General features: G+C 71.5%; 17 protein-coding genes and 3 tRNA genes. 9 read left to right on the plus strand and 11 right to left on the minus strand.

Features of this window, described 5'->3' with window-relative positions:
• Positions 1 to 20 precede the first annotated feature (20 nt).
• Positions 21 to 428 carry a PGPGW domain-containing protein gene (locus tag QP090_RS19115; RefSeq protein WP_285940354.1) on the minus strand — a complete coding sequence of 136 codons (408 nt, stop codon included), beginning with the start codon at positions 426 to 428 and terminating at the stop codon, positions 21 to 23.
• A gap of 361 nt (positions 429 to 789) precedes the next feature.
• Here QP090_RS19115 and QP090_RS19120 point away from each other — a divergent pair, with 361 nt between their 5' ends.
• The gene (locus tag QP090_RS19120) at positions 790 to 1,209 is read left to right on the plus strand and encodes an SsgA family sporulation/cell division regulator (RefSeq protein WP_285940355.1); all 420 of its coding nucleotides are present in this window, start codon (positions 790 to 792) and stop codon (positions 1,207 to 1,209) included.
• A 37-nt stretch (positions 1,210 to 1,246) separates the two neighbouring features.
• On the opposite strand, the gene sthA is transcribed toward QP090_RS19120, so the two are convergent.
• Complete coding sequence (gene sthA, locus QP090_RS19125; RefSeq protein WP_285940357.1) at positions 1,247 to 2,650, minus strand: Si-specific NAD(P)(+) transhydrogenase; 1,404 nt, start codon at positions 2,648 to 2,650, stop codon at positions 1,247 to 1,249.
• 184 nt (positions 2,651 to 2,834) lie between these two features.
• On the opposite strand from sthA, the gene ppgK reads away from it, so the two are divergent.
• Together ppgK and QP090_RS19135 are read left to right on the plus strand one after the other, a co-directional pair.
• Entirely contained in the window at positions 2,835 to 3,578 is a 744-nt protein-coding gene (gene ppgK, locus QP090_RS19130) for a polyphosphate--glucose phosphotransferase (RefSeq protein ID WP_285940359.1), read from the plus strand.
• Entirely contained in the window at positions 3,575 to 4,849 is a 1,275-nt protein-coding gene (locus QP090_RS19135) for an MGH1-like glycoside hydrolase domain-containing protein (RefSeq protein WP_285940361.1), read from the plus strand. The genes ppgK and QP090_RS19135 overlap by 4 nt, the downstream gene beginning before the upstream one ends.
• Positions 4,850 to 4,904: 55 nt before the next feature.
• Here the strand turns inward: QP090_RS19135 and QP090_RS19140 are convergent, their stop codons facing one another.
• Entirely contained in the window at positions 4,905 to 5,744 is an 840-nt protein-coding gene (locus QP090_RS19140; protein WP_285940362.1) for an aminotransferase class IV, read from the minus strand.
• Positions 5,745 to 5,906: 162 nt separating this feature from the next.
• A complete protein-coding gene (locus QP090_RS19145) occupies positions 5,907 to 6,608 on the minus strand; it encodes a helix-turn-helix domain-containing protein (protein ID WP_285940364.1) in 702 nt (233 codons plus the stop codon).
• A 136-nt stretch (positions 6,609 to 6,744) separates the two neighbouring features.
• Here QP090_RS19145 and QP090_RS19150 point away from each other — a divergent pair.
• The 4 genes from QP090_RS19150 to QP090_RS19165 all read left to right on the plus strand — a co-directional run bounded on the left by QP090_RS19150 (position 6,745) and on the right by QP090_RS19165 (position 7,543).
• A tRNA-Gly gene (locus QP090_RS19150) sits at positions 6,745 to 6,816 on the plus strand.
• Positions 6,817 to 6,842: 26 nt separating this feature from the next.
• Positions 6,843 to 6,913: transfer RNA gene (locus tag QP090_RS19155), tRNA-Cys, on the plus strand.
• Positions 6,914 to 6,933: 20 nt separating this feature from the next.
• Positions 6,934 to 7,008: transfer RNA gene (locus tag QP090_RS19160), tRNA-Val, on the plus strand.
• Between the two features lie 205 nt (positions 7,009 to 7,213).
• Positions 7,214 to 7,543 carry a hypothetical protein gene (locus tag QP090_RS19165; protein ID WP_285940366.1) on the plus strand — a complete coding sequence of 110 codons (330 nt, stop codon included), beginning with the start codon at positions 7,214 to 7,216 and terminating at the stop codon, positions 7,541 to 7,543.
• A 105-nt stretch (positions 7,544 to 7,648) separates the two neighbouring features.
• Here QP090_RS19165 and QP090_RS19170 read toward each other — a convergent pair whose 3' ends face one another.
• The 4 genes from QP090_RS19170 to QP090_RS19185 are packed head-to-tail and all read right to left on the minus strand — an operon-like array spanning position 7,649 to position 11,349.
• Positions 7,649 to 8,965, minus strand: coding sequence for a ferritin-like domain-containing protein (locus QP090_RS19170; protein ID WP_285940367.1), 1,317 nt, complete (start codon positions 8,963 to 8,965; stop codon positions 7,649 to 7,651).
• On the minus strand, positions 8,962 to 9,909 hold the full coding sequence (locus QP090_RS19175) for an HvfC/BufC N-terminal domain-containing protein (RefSeq protein WP_285940369.1): 948 nt from the start codon (positions 9,907 to 9,909) through the stop codon (positions 8,962 to 8,964). The genes QP090_RS19170 and QP090_RS19175 overlap by 4 nt, the downstream gene beginning before the upstream one ends.
• Entirely contained in the window at positions 9,902 to 10,753 is an 852-nt protein-coding gene (gene bufB, locus QP090_RS19180) for an MNIO family bufferin maturase (protein WP_285940370.1), read from the minus strand. Before bufB ends, QP090_RS19175 begins: the two co-directional genes overlap by 8 nt.
• Entirely contained in the window at positions 10,750 to 11,349 is a 600-nt protein-coding gene (locus QP090_RS19185) for a hypothetical protein (RefSeq protein WP_285940372.1), read from the minus strand. The genes bufB and QP090_RS19185 overlap by 4 nt, the downstream gene beginning before the upstream one ends.
• 400 nt (positions 11,350 to 11,749) lie before the next feature.
• On the opposite strand from QP090_RS19185, the gene QP090_RS19190 reads away from it, so the two are divergent.
• The gene (locus QP090_RS19190; protein ID WP_285940373.1) at positions 11,750 to 12,205 is read left to right on the plus strand and encodes a tellurite resistance TerB family protein; all 456 of its coding nucleotides are present in this window, start codon (positions 11,750 to 11,752) and stop codon (positions 12,203 to 12,205) included.
• A gap of 145 nt (positions 12,206 to 12,350) precedes the next feature.
• Here the strand turns inward: QP090_RS19190 and QP090_RS19195 are convergent, their stop codons facing one another.
• Together QP090_RS19195 and QP090_RS19200 are read right to left on the minus strand one after the other, a co-directional pair.
• Positions 12,351 to 13,307 carry a cation diffusion facilitator family transporter gene (locus QP090_RS19195; protein WP_285940375.1) on the minus strand — a complete coding sequence of 319 codons (957 nt, stop codon included), beginning with the start codon at positions 13,305 to 13,307 and terminating at the stop codon, positions 12,351 to 12,353.
• Between the two features lie 168 nt (positions 13,308 to 13,475).
• The gene (locus tag QP090_RS19200) at positions 13,476 to 13,664 is read right to left on the minus strand and encodes a YegP family protein (protein WP_285940376.1); all 189 of its coding nucleotides are present in this window, start codon (positions 13,662 to 13,664) and stop codon (positions 13,476 to 13,478) included.
• A 220-nt stretch (positions 13,665 to 13,884) separates the two neighbouring features.
• Here QP090_RS19200 and QP090_RS19205 point away from each other — a divergent pair, with 220 nt between their 5' ends.
• On the plus strand, positions 13,885 to 15,351 hold the full coding sequence (locus QP090_RS19205; RefSeq protein WP_285940377.1) for a catalase: 1,467 nt from the start codon (positions 13,885 to 13,887) through the stop codon (positions 15,349 to 15,351).
• Positions 15,352 to 15,431: 80 nt separating this feature from the next.
• On the opposite strand, the gene QP090_RS19210 is transcribed toward QP090_RS19205, so the two are convergent.
• The gene (locus tag QP090_RS19210) at positions 15,432 to 16,913 is read right to left on the minus strand and encodes a CoA-acylating methylmalonate-semialdehyde dehydrogenase (protein WP_285940378.1); all 1,482 of its coding nucleotides are present in this window, start codon (positions 16,911 to 16,913) and stop codon (positions 15,432 to 15,434) included.
• Between the last annotated feature and the right edge of the window lie 23 nt (positions 16,914 to 16,936).

Genomic DNA, 16,936 nt, shown 5'->3' on the forward strand with positions numbered 1-16,936 from the left:
TCACGCTATGTGATCGTTGATCAGTTCCAGAAGGTGAGGTCCTCGATGTTCCACGGCAGGTTGAAGCCGTAGATCACCAGGTAGGCGATGACGGCGGCGCCGGCCAGGATCCCGCCGAGGACGGCCAGGATGGTGTTGCGCCGCTTCTTGCGGGGGTCGAGCGCCTTCTCCTTGGCCTTCTCGGCGGCCTGCTTCGCGTGGTGCAGGGCGCGCTGGGCCCAGGCGAACTCGGTCGCCAGGATCGCCAGGCCGACGATGATGCCGAGGATTCCGGGGCCGGGGGCGACCATCATGACTAGCCCGCCGACCAGCACCGTCGCGCCGACGGTGAAGACGCCGACGCGCCAGGTGTTGTTGAGGAGCGCGTTGCGCCGGATCACCTCGCGGAAGCGCGTGAACGGGCCGGGCTCGTCCTCGGCGGCAGCCACCGGGGGGTCCTTTTCATGGTTGATCGCCACGTGATTACCCTATGTCAGACGGGGGCCGATACGGATCTTCGATCCCGATACCGACCATGGTGCCGCCCCGCCGATAGTCACACAGCGACGGGCATGCCGTCAGCCGATCGGGCCGCGAATCCCCGGCGCGCGTTCCGATTGATCCCATTTTGCCCAGGTCAGGGGCCCCTTTGGGGAACGTGAGATAGGTCACACCGGGCACGGGTCGCGGAATGTTCCCACAACTTCCCTCAGTTACGCGTCATAGATCGCGGGGACATCCGTGGGAGGGAGTGCAGTTTCCCACCCGAGCGCCCGCGCGTCAGCGGGACCGACGTCTGAAGGATTGCTCATGAACAGCAGCACCACCGTCTCAGCCGAGCTGGGCCTTCGCCTCGTCGTCCCCGACCGCACGACCGTCCCCCTGCTCGCCGGGCTGGAGTACGTGGCGGACGACCCGTACGCCATCCGGATGGCGTTCTACGTCGGCGACGACGAGCCGGTGGAGTGGATCTTCGCTCGCGAGCTTCTCACCGTCGGCATCGTGCGCAAGGTCGGGGACGGGGACGTGGAGGTCTGGCCCGCATCCCCCGACGACGACAGCACGCTCAACATCGCGCTGTCGTCCCCGTTCGGCGACGCCCTGTTCGAGGTGCCGCTCTCCCCGCTGGCCGATTTCCTGCACCGGACCTACCAGGCCGTCCCGGCCGGGCAGGAGCCGGACTTCATCGACATCGACTCCGAGCTGGAGAACCTGCTCTGGCCGTCCTGAGCGCCGTCCCGGCCACGCCGGACGGGGGCGGGGCCGGTCAGCCGCCCAGCCTGGCGATGTGGCGCATCTTGTTCGTCGCGTCGAGCGCGGCCACCTTGTAGGACTCGGCCAACGTCGGATAGTTGAACACCGCGTCGACCAGGTAGTCGACCGTCCCCCCGAGGTCCATCACGGCCTGCCCGATGTGCACCAGCTCGGTGGCCCCGGTGCCGAAGACGTGCACGCCGAGCAGCGACCGGTCCTCGGACGAGACCAGCAGCTTGAGCATCCCGTACGAGTCGCCGATGATCTGACCGCGGGCCAGCTCGCGGTAGCGGGAGACGCCGACCTCGAACGGCACCTTGGCCTCGGTGAGCTCGTCCTCGGTCCGTCCCACGAAGCTGATCTCGGGGATGGTGTAGATCCCGATCGGCTGGACCTTGTGGATCTCCGAGACCGGCTCGCCGCAGGCGTGGTGCGCCGCCAGCCGGCCCTGCTCCATCGAGGTCGCGGCCAGCGACGGGAACCCGATCACGTCGCCCACCGCGTACACGTGCGGAACCTCGGTGCGGTAGTTCTCGTCGACCTTGATCCGGCCGCGGTGGTCGGCGGTGAGCCCGGCGGCGTCCAGGTCGAGGCCGTCGGTCATGCCCTGCCGGCCGGCCGAGTACATCACGGTGTCGGCGGGGATCCGCTTGCCGCTCTCCAGCACGGTGAGCGCGCCGTGCGCCGTCCGCTCGACCGAGGCGACGGTCTCGCGGAACCTGAAGGTGACCGCCAGGTCGCGCAGGTGGTACTTCAGCGCCTCGATGATCTCCAGGTCGCAGAAGTCGAGCATCCGGTCGCGCCGCTCGACCACGGTGACCCTGGTGCCGAGCGCGGCGAACATCGAGGCGTACTCGATGCCGATCACCCCCGCGCCGACCACGACCATCGTCTCGGGGATCCGCTCCATGTTGATGATCCCGTCGGAGTCGATCACCGTGCGGTCGTCGAACTCCACGGTGTCCGGACGGGCCGGGCGGGTCCCGGTCGCGATGACGATCCGGTCGGCGGTGACCTTCCGCTCGCGCTCCCCGCCCCCGCTCACGCCGACGGCGTCGGGCTCCAGGAACCGTCCCATCCCGGGCAGCACGGTGACGTGGTTGCGGGCGAGCTGGCTGCGGATCACGTCGACCTCGCGGCCGATCACGTGCTGGGTGCGGATGCCGAGGTCGGCGACCGTGATGTCCTGCTTGACCCGGTAGCTCTGCCCGTACAGTTCGCGCTGGTTGAGCCCGGTCAGGTACAGAACGGCTTCGCGCAGCGTCTTGGACGGGATGGTGCCGGTGTTGATGCAGACACCGCCCATCATGTCGCGGCGGTCGACGATGGCGACCCGCCGGCCGAGCTTAGCGGCGGCGATGGCCGCGCGCTGCCCGCCGGGTCCCGACCCGAGCACGAGGAGATCGAAGTCGTTCACGGCACACAGTCTGCCGGGACGCGACCGATCCCATAAGCCCCAAACGGCGACGAATCTCGACCGGCGCGCGTCCCGGCGGCGCCCCCTGAACACCCTGATCCGCGCGGACGGCGCGGGCGCGGGGCAGGTCCGGCGACCCGATCACCGACGGGTGGCGCGCACCCGGCGGGGGTAGGCAGGGGGCATGGAGATGCTGGGCATCGACATCGGCGGGTCGGGCATCAAGGGCGCCCCGGTGGACCTCTCGGACGGCGGGTTCCGCGCGGACCGGCTGCGCATCGAGACCCCGCACCCGTCCAGGCCGGAACCGGTCGCGAAGGTGCTGGGCCGCATCGTGGCGCACTTCGGCTGGACCGGCCCGGTCGGCGTCACCTACCCGGGCGTGGTGATCGGCGGCCGGACGATGACGGCCGCCAACGTGTCCAAGGAGTGGATCGGGCTGGACGCCCGGAGGCTCTTCGCCGAGGCGACCGGGCGGCCGGTGACCGTGCTGAACGACGCCGACGCCGCCGGTCTCGCCGAGATGCGGCTCGGCGCGGGCAAGGGGCACGGCGGCACCGTGGTGCTGCTGACGCTCGGCACCGGGATCGGCAGCGCGCTGTTCACCGACGGCGTGCTGGTGCCCAACACCGAGTTCGGGCACCTGAGGCTGCACGGCAAGGACGCCGAGTCGCGGGCGTCGGCCAAGGCCCGCGAGGACCACGATCTGAGCTGGGAGAAGTGGGCCAGGCGGCTCAGCGACTACCTGATCCATCTGGAGGCGCTGATCTCGCCCTCGCTGATCATCCTCGGCGGCGGGGTGAGCAAGAAGTCCGAGCACTTCGTCCCGCTCATCCACCACGTCCGCGCCCCGATCGTCCCGGCGGCCATGGTCAACAACGCCGGCATCGTCGGCGCCGCGATGGCCGCCGCCGGCACCACGCCGTGACGCCGTCCCGCGAGACCGGACCGCCCCAGGGCACGCCCCCGCCCCGCGACACCGGGCCGTCGCCCGGCGCCGGGCCGATCCGGGACCCGGCGGAGATCGTCAGGAGGGCCCGCGCGGTCCTGGAGGCCCACTGGGACGAGCGGCGCGGCCACACCTACCCCAACACCGCGGTCTTCCCGCACCAGTGGATGTGGGACTCCTGCTTCGCCGCGATCTGCTGGCACCACTTCGGCGAGCACGCGCGGGCGCGGCGCGAGCTGGCGGGGGTGCTGTCCGCGCAGTTCGCGGACGGGTTCGTCCCGCACATGCGGTACGCCGAGCCCAACCGCGACCGGGGGCCGCTCGACCACTGCTCCTCGTACACGCAACCGCCCGTGTACGCGCACGCCGCCCGGGTGCTCGCGACCGCGGGCATGCTCCCGGACGGGCTCACCGCCCGCATCGGCGCGTCCCTCGAGTGGCTGTGGCGCCACCGCCGCACCCCGGATGGCCTGATCTACCTCGTCCACCCCTGGGAGTCCGGGACGGACGACTCGCCGCGCTGGGACGCCTGGGTGGCCGCCTTCCTCGGCAGGACGGGCGGCCCCGGCGGCACGCTGCGCTGGAACCGGCCCGACTGGACCGTCTTCGACTGGCATCTCGTGGACGCGACCGGCTTCGCTCCGAACGGCGCCGCGACGCGTTCCACGGCCTTCGAGTGCGCCTCCGCCGGTTACAACGTCCTGTACGCGCACGCCGCCGCCGAACTGGGCGCGCTCACCGGCGACCGGGCCTGGACCGAGCGCGCCGCGCGGCACGCCGCGACGATCGACGAGCGCCTGTGGGACGACGAGCAGGGCCTCTGGGCGGACGAGCCGATCACCGGTGGGGAGATCAGCGGCGGGGCGGGAACGGGCCGGGTCCCGACCCTCGACGGTGTGCTCGGGGCGCTGACCACCCGGGACCCCGTCAAGGCGGAGCGGGCGCTCGACCAACTCCTGGATCCGGAGCGGTTCGCCGCGCCCTGCGGCCTGGCGTACGTGGCCCGGGACCATCCGGCCTACGACCCGGACGGCTACTGGCGCGGGACCGCGTGGATGCAGATGAACTACCTCGCGGTGCTCGCCGCCGACCGCTGGGGCCGTGCGGACGTGCGCGCGGCGGTGACGGCCATGTCGCGCGCCGCCGTGGGCCCCTCGGGGTTCGCCGAGCACTGGAATCCCGAGACCGGTCGGGGGCACGGGGCCGTCCCGCTGACCTGGTCGGCGCTGGTCGTCGCGCTCGCGCCCTGAGCACGCCGGCGCCGCCCGCCCCGGACGGTCGGCACGGGCGGCGCCGGGACGGCCGTCAGGGGTCCATCAGCTCGGCGCCGCGGGCGGCGAACGTCTCCATGGCCTTGGCGGTGACCGGGCCGGGCGCGACCGGCAGGACGGTGCCGTCGACGGCGCGGATCGGCTGGACGTTGCGGGTCGTGGAGGTCAGGAACGCCTCCTCGACCCGGTAGAGGTCCTCCAGCGGGAGGTCCTCCTCCTCGCCGCCGCACCATTCCAGCACCAGCCCCCGGGTCACGCCCGCCAGGCAGCCCGACGACAGCGGCGGGGTGACCAGCCGCCCGCCCCGGACCACGAAGACGTTGGTGCCGGTGCCCTCGCACAGGTTCCCGGCCAGGTTGCCGAAGACCGCCTCGCCGCCGCCGCGCTCCTTGGCGTACTTGAGCGCGAGCGCGTTCTCGGCGTAGGAGGTGGTCTTGAGTCCGGTCAAGGCGCCGCGCTCGTTGCGCGGCCACGGCACGACCGTGACGTCCGCGGTCTCCGGGAAGGAACGCTGCTCGGCGACGATGATCGAAGCCGTCGGCCCGGCGGTCCCCCGGTCCGAGCCGAGCGGGCCGGGCCCGCTGGTGTAGGTGATGCGGACGCGGGCCAGCGGCCACCTGGGCGCCGCCGCCAGCACCTCCAGCGTGCCGTGGGCGAGCGCGTCCTGGTCGGGCTCGGGCAGGCCGAGGCCCGCCGCCGAACGGGCCAGCCGCCGCAGGTGCCGGGTGAGCGCGAACGGCTCCCCGTGGGTGGCCTTCACCGTCTCGAAGATCCCGTCGCCGACGAGGACGCCGTGATCGAAGACCGACACCCGCGCCTGCTCGGGGTCGAGCAGGTCCCCGTTCAGCCAAATCTTGCCCTGCCCCGCCGTCACCGGAAGCCACCTCCATACGGCGGGCCGCCTTCGGCCCGCTCACAGTCCGCTGTCCAGACCACACTACGGGCCGTGCGGGGCCCGTCCCGGCTCATCGGGCCGGGTCGGCGGCGCGGTCTCGCGGCCGGCCCCCGCGGCGGGCCTCCGGGACGGCCGCCGAGGTCAGGGCAGCAGGCAGCCGAACGAGTCGGCGAGGCCGGCCAGGCCGGCGTCGGTCACGGTCAGCGCCCGCCGGGTGCTCCCCCGCTCGAACCAGCCCAGCTCGATCATCCTCGCGATCAGCGCGGCGCCGAGCGCCCCGTTCAGGTGGGGCCTGCGCTCGGTCCAGTCGAGGCAGTGCCCGGCGAACCCGCGGCGGGCCCGGCGCAGCTCGGGCACGTCGATGCCGATCCCCGCCAGCCGTTCCTCGCCCTTGCGGGTCACCGCGCACGCCTCGGGGCCGGGCTCGATCATGCCGCCGTCACAGAGCGCGGCGTACAGGGCGACGCCCGCCTCACCCGCCAGGTGGTCGTAGCAGGTGCGGGCCAGGTGCAGCCGCCGCGCGTCGCGGGACTGGCGCAGGCTGCGCACCTCCACCGGGGGGCTCATCCTGGACAGCGACTCGATCAGCCGCGCGACCTCGGTGCCGCTGAGCCGGTAGTAGCGGTGGCGGCCCTGCTTGACCACCGTGACCATCCCGCCGTCGAGCAGCCTGGCCAGGTGCGCGCTGGCGGTCTGGGCGCTCACCCCGGCGATGCGGGCCAGTTCCCCGGCGGCGAGCGGCCGGTCGTCCATCAGCGCGGTCAGCATGGCCGCCCGCGCCCGGTCGGCCAGCAGCGCCGCGACCGGCGCGATGTCGGAGCCGATGGCGTGTTCTGCGGACATGTTCCGACATTAGGCGAGCCTTGCTTCGATCCGTGACGAAACGTGCCCTTGGCGAAACCCGGTTTGGGGAACGGGCCTGGACGCGCTAATGTTTTCCCCGTCGCCGCAAGGGGCCGCAAGGCACCGGGCAGCGCAAGCGGAAGTGGCTCAGTGGTAGAGCATCACCTTGCCAAGGTGAGGGTCGCGGGTTCAAATCCCGTCTTCCGCTCTGAGAGGTCCGGAGGGCCTCGCTCTGGTGGAGTGGCCGAGAGGCGAGGCAACGGCCTGCAAAGCCGTGTACACGGGTTCAAATCCCGTCTCCACCTCGATGCGTCGGCAGACGCGCGGGCGATTAGCTCAGTGGGAGAGCGCTACCTTGACACGGTAGAGGTCACTGGTTCAATCCCAGTATCGCCCACCATCTCCCCAGTTCAGAAGCCTCGTTCCGACACACTGGAACGAGGCTTCCCTCGTTTCCGGGCGGGCGTCCCGCTTCCGGACGTGGCGGGCGGGGCTCCGTGCGTGAGCCGCACTCGCCTGGGTAGCGCTACCACTGCGAACGTCGCGAATCGGGCATCGGCGCAGGTCGCCGGCCCGGATCCCGGAATCTCGCCGAGGGGGCGGTCATGCCGCGGGCATGGAGCGACAAGAGGGAACGCCAGTACGAGGACATCAAGGACTCGCAGAAGAAGCGGGGCGCCGGCGAACGGCGCGCCGAGGAGATCGCCGCGCGGACCGTCAACAAGAACCGCGCGCGGACGGGCGAGGCACGGCGGGCGAGCAGGATCTCGACGGAGACCGAATCGCCGCAGAAGCGGGGCGGCCGACGTTCGGGCCGCGGCCTGGGCCCCGGCGGGCGGACCAAGGAACAGCTCTACGCCGAGGCCAAGCGCCGCAACATCCAGGGACGGTCCCAGATGAACAAGCGGGAGCTGGAGAAGGTGCTCAGCCGCTAGGACGATCGGCGCCGCCCGTGACGGTGCCCGTGGCGGTGCCCCACCGGTGGCGCCGCGGAGCGCCGCCGCGGGACGGCACGGTCCTGCGGCGGCGCTCCGCCCGGTTCAGATCTCCGTCAGCAGCGAGATCTGGCGGCGGACGCCGTCGTCGCCGCCCAGTTTCGGGTGGTACCCGATCGCGGTCTCGCACAGCCGGACGAGCTCGTCCTTCTTGGTCTCCGCGCCGCGCTCGCCGAACCGGTAGAACTCGAAGGAGGGCCCGGCGGTGTGCTTCATGTCCACCGGCGTGGTGACCAGGGCCTGCGCGATCGGATAGAGGATTCCCTGCATCGCGGCGATGCCGTTACGCTCGAGCTCGTACCGGCGGCTGAAGAGCTCAGTGCGCTCGGTGCCGGGAATGGTCTCCTCGCGCTCGTCCTTGGTGGTGTTCTGATACAGCTCGTCGAGCAGGCACAGCGTGTAGCAGTAGCACGCGTTGAACAGTTCCATGAGCGCGTGGACGTTCGGGAGGCTCTTGTACTTCTTGAGCCTGGGGTTGTCGACGACCGGCCAGACGACCCGGGGATCGTTGATCGAGATCTCGTTCTTGGAGGTGGCGTCACCTGCGCCGATGCCCTCGATCTCCTTCTCGATCCGGCGGAACTTCTCGTAGTGCGTGTAGTCCTCGATGCCGGGCCTGATCTGGATGCGCTCGTGCTCCTTGGTGCTTCCCTCGCCCTGTTCGATGATGAGCTCCAAGGCGGCCTTGGCGGTCTTGTAGTCGTACACCCTGATCGGCGTCCCGCTGCCGAATTCGTTCCAGAATCCGCGGTGGTACTGCTTTCTGACGTTCGCCAGGTCCCAGCTGATCTTCTTTTCCTTGTTCAGCTTGGCGAAGCCCTTTTCGATGGCCCGGTAGAAGGCGCCCAGGCTGGTGTACTGCCCGACCTCCGCGGGGTCCGGGACGGCGCCGGCCGCGCGCGGCGGGATGCTGTCGGGCTGCTCCACCCGGCGGAACGTCCGCACGTGCGCGGTCGACAGCGCCTTCAGCTCCAGGCGGATCCTGGCACCGTCGGGGTCGGCGGGGTCGTTCCGGTTCAGCATGTCGCTGGGGAAGACCGGGACGAACTTCGGATCGTAGAACTTGATCTCGTCGCCGTGCCCGATGGCGACCATCAGGTTGCGGACCAGCGCCAGGTGCAGCATCTCCTCGATGGAGACCCCGATCAGGGTGCGCAGGACCCCGCGCTGCGCCGCCCACTGCGAGTGCCCCTGGGTCTTGAGGGAGTAGGCGGAGTACAGGAACAGCGGGATCGTGGACAGCTCCACCTGGGCGGCGACGTGCAGATGGTCGGCCAGCTCCCGCACGGTGGTGATCCCCTTGCCCGGGAGCAGCGGCCTGATCGTCTGCGCCGGGACGGCCGTCGTGGTCGTGGCGGTCATCGTGCTGCCCTCTCTACCGAGTTCATGGTGGGACGGGGTCCGTGCGCGCGGGCACGGGACGGGCGGGCGGGCGCCGCCGGCCGTTCGATGGCGGTGAAGAACCCCAGCCCGGCCCAGTGCCGCAGCCACGCCGGGCCGCGTTCGCGGGCCGCTCCGCGCAGCGCGGTGCCGACGGTGGCGCCCCGGCTCAGGTCGCGCAGCGCCCGGAAGGGGCGCGGGCCGAGCTCGTGGATCGTGATCGCGTAGTCGCGGCGGCCGACGGCCAGGTACGTCGTCCCCAGTGCGGGGAACGGCGGGTCCTGGCCGTGCCGTACGGCGGTCGCGTACTGGTGCGCGGGGAAGGACAGCCGCAGCAGCCGCAGGCACGGCGCGGTCGCCAGCCGCCAGCCGGCCGGTCCCCCGCCGCCGCCGTGCGGGGACATCGTCCCGCCCGGTCCCGCGGCGCCCGCGGTACTCGCGAGGTCGGCGGCGTGCAGCGCGAGGTCGGCCGCGTCCAGCACGGGGCCGTCCTCGGTGCCCGGCCCGTCGAGCACCTCGGTCACCGCCCGTTCGAACCGGGCCAGGTCGATCATCACGTCGACCCACGGCTGCCGCTCCGCGGGCGGGAGGCCGGTGTCGGGCCGGGTCTCGGCCAGGTGGCCGGCGAACCCGGCGTCCAAGCGGGACAGGGTGAAGTCCCGCGGCGGGCAGGAGTCCAGGTACTCCAGGGCGAACGCGTCGAACAGCTCCTCCCCGAGCAGGTGGATCAGGCCCGGATGCAGCTCGCGCATGCACTCCAGCAGGCGCAGCCGGTAGCCGCGCCAGTAGATGGCGAGCCGTTCCCGCGCGGTCATCCCGGACGAGGCGGTCAGCACCTCGCCGGCCGACGCGGTGACCCCCTCCGGGTCGAGGATCGCGTGCTGCATCCAGCGCTGGAGCCCGGCGAGGCCGTCGAGCTCAGGCATGGGCGCGGCCTCCCGCCGTCTCGGCGACCCGGCGCGCCTTGTCCAGCTCGGCTTCCAGGACGGGGAAGCCGGGCAGCTTGTCGTCCCATTCCAGCAGCGTCGGCACGTCCCCTCCGGTCGCGGCGACCGCGCGGGCGTACAGCTCCCAGACCGGGTCGGCGACCGGGCCGTCGTGGGTGTCGATGAGGTGGGTGCCGTGGTCGGAGTGGCCGGCCAGGTGCATCTGCGCCACCCGGCCGGCCGGCAGCACGCTCAGGTACCCGGCCGGGTCGAACCCGTGGTTCACCGCCGACACGTACACGTTGTTGACGTCGAGCAGCAGGCCGCAGTCGGCGTCGTCGGCCATCCGGGCCAGGAACTCGGGCTCGGTCATGGAGGAGCCGGTGAACTCGACGTAGCTGCTGGGGTTCTCCAGCACCAGCCGCCGTCCCAGGAAGTCCTGCACGGTGCGGACGCGCCGCACCACGTGCGCGAGGGACTCCTCGGTGAACGGCATCGGCAGCAGGTCGTGGGTGTTGAGGCCCAGCACGCCCGTCCAGCAGACGTGGTCGGACACCCATTCGGCCCGCGTCTCGGCGGCGAGCCGCCGCAGGCGGGTGAGGTAGTCGAAATCGAGAGGGTCGGTGCTGCCGATCGACAGCGAGACCCCGTGCAGGACGATCGGGTACCGTTCGGCGATCTCGGCGAGCCCCTTGCGGCGCCCGCCCTGGGACGTCAGGTAGTTCTCCGAGATGACCTCGAAGAATCCGACCCGCGGCTCGTGGCGCCGCACGTGCTCCAGGTGCGGCGTGCGCAGTCCGACCCCGAATCCCAGCGGCCCGCCCCCGGAAACGGGTGCCGTCATCGGGCCGTCGAGGAACCGTCGTCCGATGGGGACGCGGATTTCGGCTTGGGAGGAATTTCTTCGTCGTCAATGTCATATTCCGGCAGCATTCCGTTGGGAATGCCCTCGCCGGGTGCGGGGCCATAGGCCAGGCTCGCCCGGTTCATCCGGTCCTCCATCTGGCGGCGCGCCTGCATCCAGACGCTCTTGCCCTTCATCGGGCCCGCACAGAACACCCGGCTGATGTTGATCGGGCTCGCGCAGCTCCCGTTGTATCGGCACGCCTGATCGCCCGGACGCCACTGCTCCGAGTCGGCGCCGGCGTAGCCGCAGCCGCCCTGGCCGCGGCACTGGCCCTCACCGTGGCAGACGTGCCGGACCGTGGCGCAGCTCCCGGTGCCCGCCATGTACGCCTGGCCGTCGACGTCGAATCCGTGGCAGGCGCTCAGACCCATGCAGACGTGCTGCTCGAGCCCGTCGGACGTGCCTCCGCAGCCGGCCTCGACGAGCCTGCCGCTCGACTCGTACTTCAGCTCGGCGGCGTATTCCGCCGAAGAGAGGACTTCCGCCCCGGTCCGCTCGCCGTGCCCCTCATGTTCTCTCTTGACCTTCCCCATGTCATTCCTCCCCCGCCCGCACACCAGAACGGCGCAGACGATCGAACACGCCATTACCTGGAAGACCATTCCGATCCTTGGCCCTACCTCCCCTTGACCCATGGTCGATAATCCGGAGGCATGCGAATTTGCCCGCGCAAGGCACACCTTTGACGTCCGGATGACGATCGGCCGCGGCGGCCCCGCGAAACGACGGGCCGCGAGCCGCGAGCCGGGGTCCGGCGGGCGGACGGCCAGGCCGGACGCGCGCGGCGACCTCACCGGACGGGGGCGGGACCGCCGGGTAGTGTCGTCGGCGGGTGCCCATCCTGCGGCCGGCCGCCGGGGTCGGCGCCTGCTACGACACTTGTCGTAGATCGGCTACAGTCCAGGCAGACCAACGGCGACGTGGAGGCATTCAATGGCTTTTTGGGACAAGCTGCGCGACTCGACTCAGACGATGCAGACCCAGCTCATGGCGAAGAAGAACGACCTCAAGAGCGGCGCGTTCCGCGACGCGAGCATGGCCGTCTGCGCGCTGGTCGCCGCGGCCGACGGCTCGGTCGACCCGAGCGAGCGGCAGCGCACCGCGACGCTCATCGCCTCCAACGAGGTGCTCCAGAACTTCCCGGCCGACGACCTCCAGCGGCGCTTCAACGCCTACGTCGACAAGCTCACCGCCGACTTCGACTTCGGCAAGGTCAGCGTCCTCCAGGACATCGGCAAGGTGAAGAAGAAGCCCGCCGAGGCCCGCGCCGTCATCCAGATCGGCATCATCATCGGCGGCGCCGACGGCAACTTCGACGACCAGGAGAAGGCCGTCGTGCGGGAGGCGTGCTTCGCCGTCGACCTCTCCCCCAGCGAATTCGAGCTGTAGGACGGACCGCCGCCGGCGGGCGCCGGCACGTCAGCCCCTGGAGCCGCCGACGCCCGGCCCCGCCTGGTGGCGGTTCGCATCCCGGCACATCGCGCGGCCGGTGCGGAGGGGGCACCGGCATCCGGCCGCCTCCTGCCGCGGTGCCCTACTCCAGGCCCGGGGCGGGCGCGGTCGTCGAGGTGGAGTGCCCGCCGCGCAGGATGTCGGGCTCGATGAAGATCAGCCGGGCGATCGGAACCGATTCGCGGATCCGCGCCTCGGCTCCGTTGATGGCCTGGGCCACGTCCCGCGCGTCGTCGTCCAGATCGATGGCGATCTTGGCGGCGACCAGCAGCTCCTCCGGGCCGAGGTGCATGGTGCGCAGGTGGATGACGGTGTCGACGTCGTCGCCGGCCAGGATGGCCGCGCGGATCAGCCGGACGTGCTCGTCGCTCGCGGACTCGCCGATCAGCAGGCTCTTGACCTCGGTCGCGAACACGATCGCGATCACGCACAGCAGGACGCCGATGGCCCCGGTGCCGATGCCGTCCCAGACGCCGTCGCCGGTGGCGAGGGTGAGCCCGACGCCGGCCAGCGCGAAGACCAGGCCGAGCAGCGCGCCGGTGTCCTCCAGCAGGATCGCCGGCAGCTCGGGCGCCTTGGACCGCCGGACGAACTGGAACCAGCCGGCCTTGCCGCGCACCTGGTTGGACTCCTTGACGGCGGTGCGCAGCGCGGTCGCCTCCAGCACGATCGCGACGAGCAGCACCACGACCGGCACCCACTGCCATTCGGTGATCGGATGCGGGTCGCGGATCTTGTGCCAGCCCTCGTAGAGCGCGAACAGCCCGCCGAGGGTGAACAGCACGATCGCCACGATGAACGCGTAGATGTAGCGCTCGCGCCCGTACCCGAACGGGTGCTCGGGGGTCGCCCGCCGCTTGGCCCGCCTGCCGCCGATCAGGAGCAGTGCCTGGTTGCTGGAGTCGGCGACCGAGTGGATCGCCTCGGCCAGCATCGACGAGGACCCCGTCAGCGCGAAGGCCAGGAACTTGGTGACCGCGATCCCGAAGTTGGCGGCCAGCGCCATCGTGACGGCCTTCGTACTCCCGTCGGCACTCATCAGCCGCGTCTCCCTGGTGATGTTCCTCGTACGCGGGCCCCGGGCCCGCCGGCGGGCCCGCTGCCCGGCGCGCGGCCGGGAGCGAGGCCGCGAACACGCTACTACAGTCGTAATACGCGCCGTCCGCACGGCCGTGCGGCGACGGGCCGGCAGCGGGCCGGCAGCGGGTCAGACCTTCTGGGTGCGGTCCTCGACCTTGGCCGCCTGCGCGTTGGTGCGGACCGACTCGACGCCGTGCAGCGCGCCGGCCTTGCTTCCGTACCCCTCGCTGACGGCGATGGTCTCGCCATTGCCGGCGACGAGCTTGAAGCGGAACGCGCCGGCCTTGTCCTTGATGATCACGAACTTCCCCGTCATGACGTCCCCCCGAAATCGGTAGTGATCGCCCTTTACCCGTCCAGTCCGGGCGGTCAACGGCGCGGCTCCCGTTGTTGACCCCCGCCATACCGGGTCCGTACCGGGGCGGGTGCCGGAGCGCCGGGGGCGCAGGGGCGGCACCGGGGTTGCGGCGCGCGATATGCGAGCATGACACGGGGAGCGATCAATATCTCACTCATCGTGATACGGGGGTAGTTCGATGACCGGGATGCCGAACTCCGGCGGCCACACCACGACGAACGCGGGGATTCCCGTCGGGAGCGACGAGCAGTCGCTGAGCGTGGGCGCCGACGGCCCCCTGCTCCTGCACGACGTCTACCTCGTCGAGAAGATGGCGCAGTTCAACCGGGAGCGGGTGCCCGAACGCGTGGTGCACGCCAAGGGCGGCGGCGCGTACGGCGTGTTCGAGGTGACCGGCGACGTCAGCGGGTACACCCGGGCCGACCTGTTCCAGCCCGGCCGGTCGACCCCGATGCTGGCGCGCTTCTCCAGCGTGGCCGGGGAGCTCGGCAGCCCCGACACCTGGCGCGACCCGCGCGGGTTCGCGCTGAAGTTCTACACCCGGCACGGCAACTACGACATGGTCGGCAACAACACCCCGGTGTTCTTCATGCGCGACCCGCAGAAGTTCCAGGACTTCATCCGCTCGCAGAAGCGGCACCCCGAGACGCACCTGCGCGACAACACGATGCAGTGGGACTACTGGTCCCTGTCGCCGGAGTCCGCGCACCAGGTCACCTGGCTGCTGGGCGACCGCGGGGTGCCGCGGAACTGGCGGCACATGGACGGGTTCAGCTCGCACACCTACATGTGGATCAACGGCGCCGGCAAGAAGGTGTGGGTGAAGTACCACTTCCTCACCGACCAGGGCAACGCGTTCTACACCCAGGCCGAGGCCGACGCGATGGCGGGCGAGGACACCGACCACTACCTGCGCGACCTGCACTCCGCGATCGACCGGGGCGACCACCCGTCCTGGACGCTCAAGGTGCAGATCATGCCGTTCGAGGACGCGGCGTCCTACCGGTTCAACCCGTTCGACCTCACCAAGGTGTGGCCGCACGCCGACTACCCGCTGATCGAGGTCGGCCGGATGACGCTGAAGGAGAATCCGGACAACTACCACATCCATATCGAGCAGGCCGCGTTCGAGCCGTCCAACCTCGTGCCGGGGATCGGACCGTCGCCGGACAAGATGCTGCTGTCGCGGCTGTTCTCCTACGCCGACACGCACCGCTACCGGATCGGCGTGAACTACGCCGAGCTGCCGCCCAACCGCCCGCACGTGGACGTCCGCTCGTACGCCAAGGACGGCCCGATGCGGCATTATCCGGCCGACACCGGCGCGGTCTACCACCCCAACTCCTTCGGCGGGCCGGACGCGGCCCAGCAGGAGAACGTCGAGGAGGCGAGCTGGCTGGTCGAGGCGGGCGAGCTGGTCCGCGAGGCCTACACCCTGCACGCCGAGGACGACGACTTCACCCAGCCGGGGAACCTGGTGCGCGAGGTGATGGACGACGCGGCCCGCGACCGCCTGGTCACCAACGTGGTCGGGCACCTGTCCAAGGGGGTGTCGGGCACGGTGCTGGACAACGCCGTCGCCTACTGGCGCAAGATCGACCCGTCGGTCGGCGACCGCATCGCGTCCGGCATGAAGGTGTCCTGACCGTCCTCCCCCGACGGCCCGACGCCCCGACGGCCCTCCGGAGCGGCGGGGCGGCGGGGCGCCGGGGGCCGCGCGGCCGGTCAGTCGGCGGTGGGGAAGGCCAGCTCGGGCGGGGCGGACGGCGCCGACGACGACGGCCAGCGCGTGGTGACGGCCTTCGCCCGGGTGTAGAAGCGCACCCCCTCGGGCCCGTGCATGTGAGTGTCGCCGAAGAGCGAGGACTTCCAGCCGCCGAACGAGTGGAACGCCATCGGCACCGGGACCGGGACGTTCACGCCGATCATCCCGACGTGCACCTCGCGCTGGAAGCGGCGCGCGGCCTCGCCCGACCGGGTGAAGACCGCCGTCCCGTTGCCGTACGGGTTGGCGTTGATGACCGCCACCGCCTCGTCCGGCGTGGCCGCGCGCAGCACCAGCAGGACCGGGCCGAAGATCTCCTCCCGGTAGGCGGCCATCGCGGGGGTGACCCGGTCGAGCAGGCAGGGCCCGACGAAGAACCCGGGTCCGGGCAGGTCGCGCCCGTCGACGAGCACGGCCGCGCCGTCCCGCCCGGCGGCCTCGACGTGCCCGGCGACGCGGGTCCGCGCGGCCGGACTGATCACCGGGCCCATCTCGCTGGCCGGGTCGGCGCCGGCCCCGACCTTGATCGCGCGGGCCCGGTCCGCGAGCCGCTGCACCAGCGGGTCCGCCGACTTCCCCACCGCGACCACCACGGAGATCGCCATGCAGCGCTGCCCCGCCGACCCGTACGCCGCGGCGGTGATCTGGTCGGCGGCGTGGTCGAGGTCGGCGTCCGGCAGGACGACGGCGTGGTTCTTAGCGCCGCCGAGCGCCTGGACCCGCTTGCCGGACTCACTGGCGGCCCGGTGCACCCGGCGGGCGACGGGCGTGGAGCCGACGAACGACACCGCGGCCACGCCGGGGTGGGCGGTCAGCGCGGCGGCGGTGCCGCCGTCCCCGTGCAGGACGTTGAACACCCCGGCGGGCAGGCCCGCGTCGGCGTACAGCTCGGCGATCAGGTTGGCGGCCGACGGCACCTGCTCGCTCGGCTTGAGCACGAAGGCGTTGCCGCAGGCGATCGCGATCGGGTGCATCCACAGCGGAACCATGACCGGAAAGTTGAACGGCACGATCCCGGCGCAGACGCCGAGCGGCTGCCGGAAGGAGAAAGCGTCCACGCCGGTGGAGACCTGGTCGGAGTAGTCGCCCTTGAGGAGCTGGGGGATGCCGCAGGCGAACTCGACGACCTCCCGGCCCCGGACGATCTCGCCGCGGGCGTCGTCCAGCACCTTGCCGTGCTCGGCGGTGATGATGCGGGCGAGGTCGTCCTCGTGCCGTTCCAGCAGGTCGCGGAAGGCGAACATGATCCGCGCGCGGCCGGTGACCGGCACGTCCTGCCAGGAGGCGAACGCCTCGGCGGCGGCGGTCACCGCCGCGTCGACCTCGGCCTCGCGGCCGAGGGGCACTTCGGCCAGCGTCCGCCCGGTCGCCGGGTCGTACACCGGGAGGGCGTCGCCGCCGGCGACCGGTACTCCGCCGATCCAGTGCTGGATTGAGCGCATGGGATTCCCTTCGGGGTCTGGGG

It is taken from the genome of Actinomadura xylanilytica (assembly GCF_030283145.1).
In the GTDB taxonomy this organism is placed as follows: domain Bacteria; phylum Actinomycetota; class Actinomycetes; order Streptosporangiales; family Streptosporangiaceae; genus Spirillospora; species Spirillospora xylanilytica.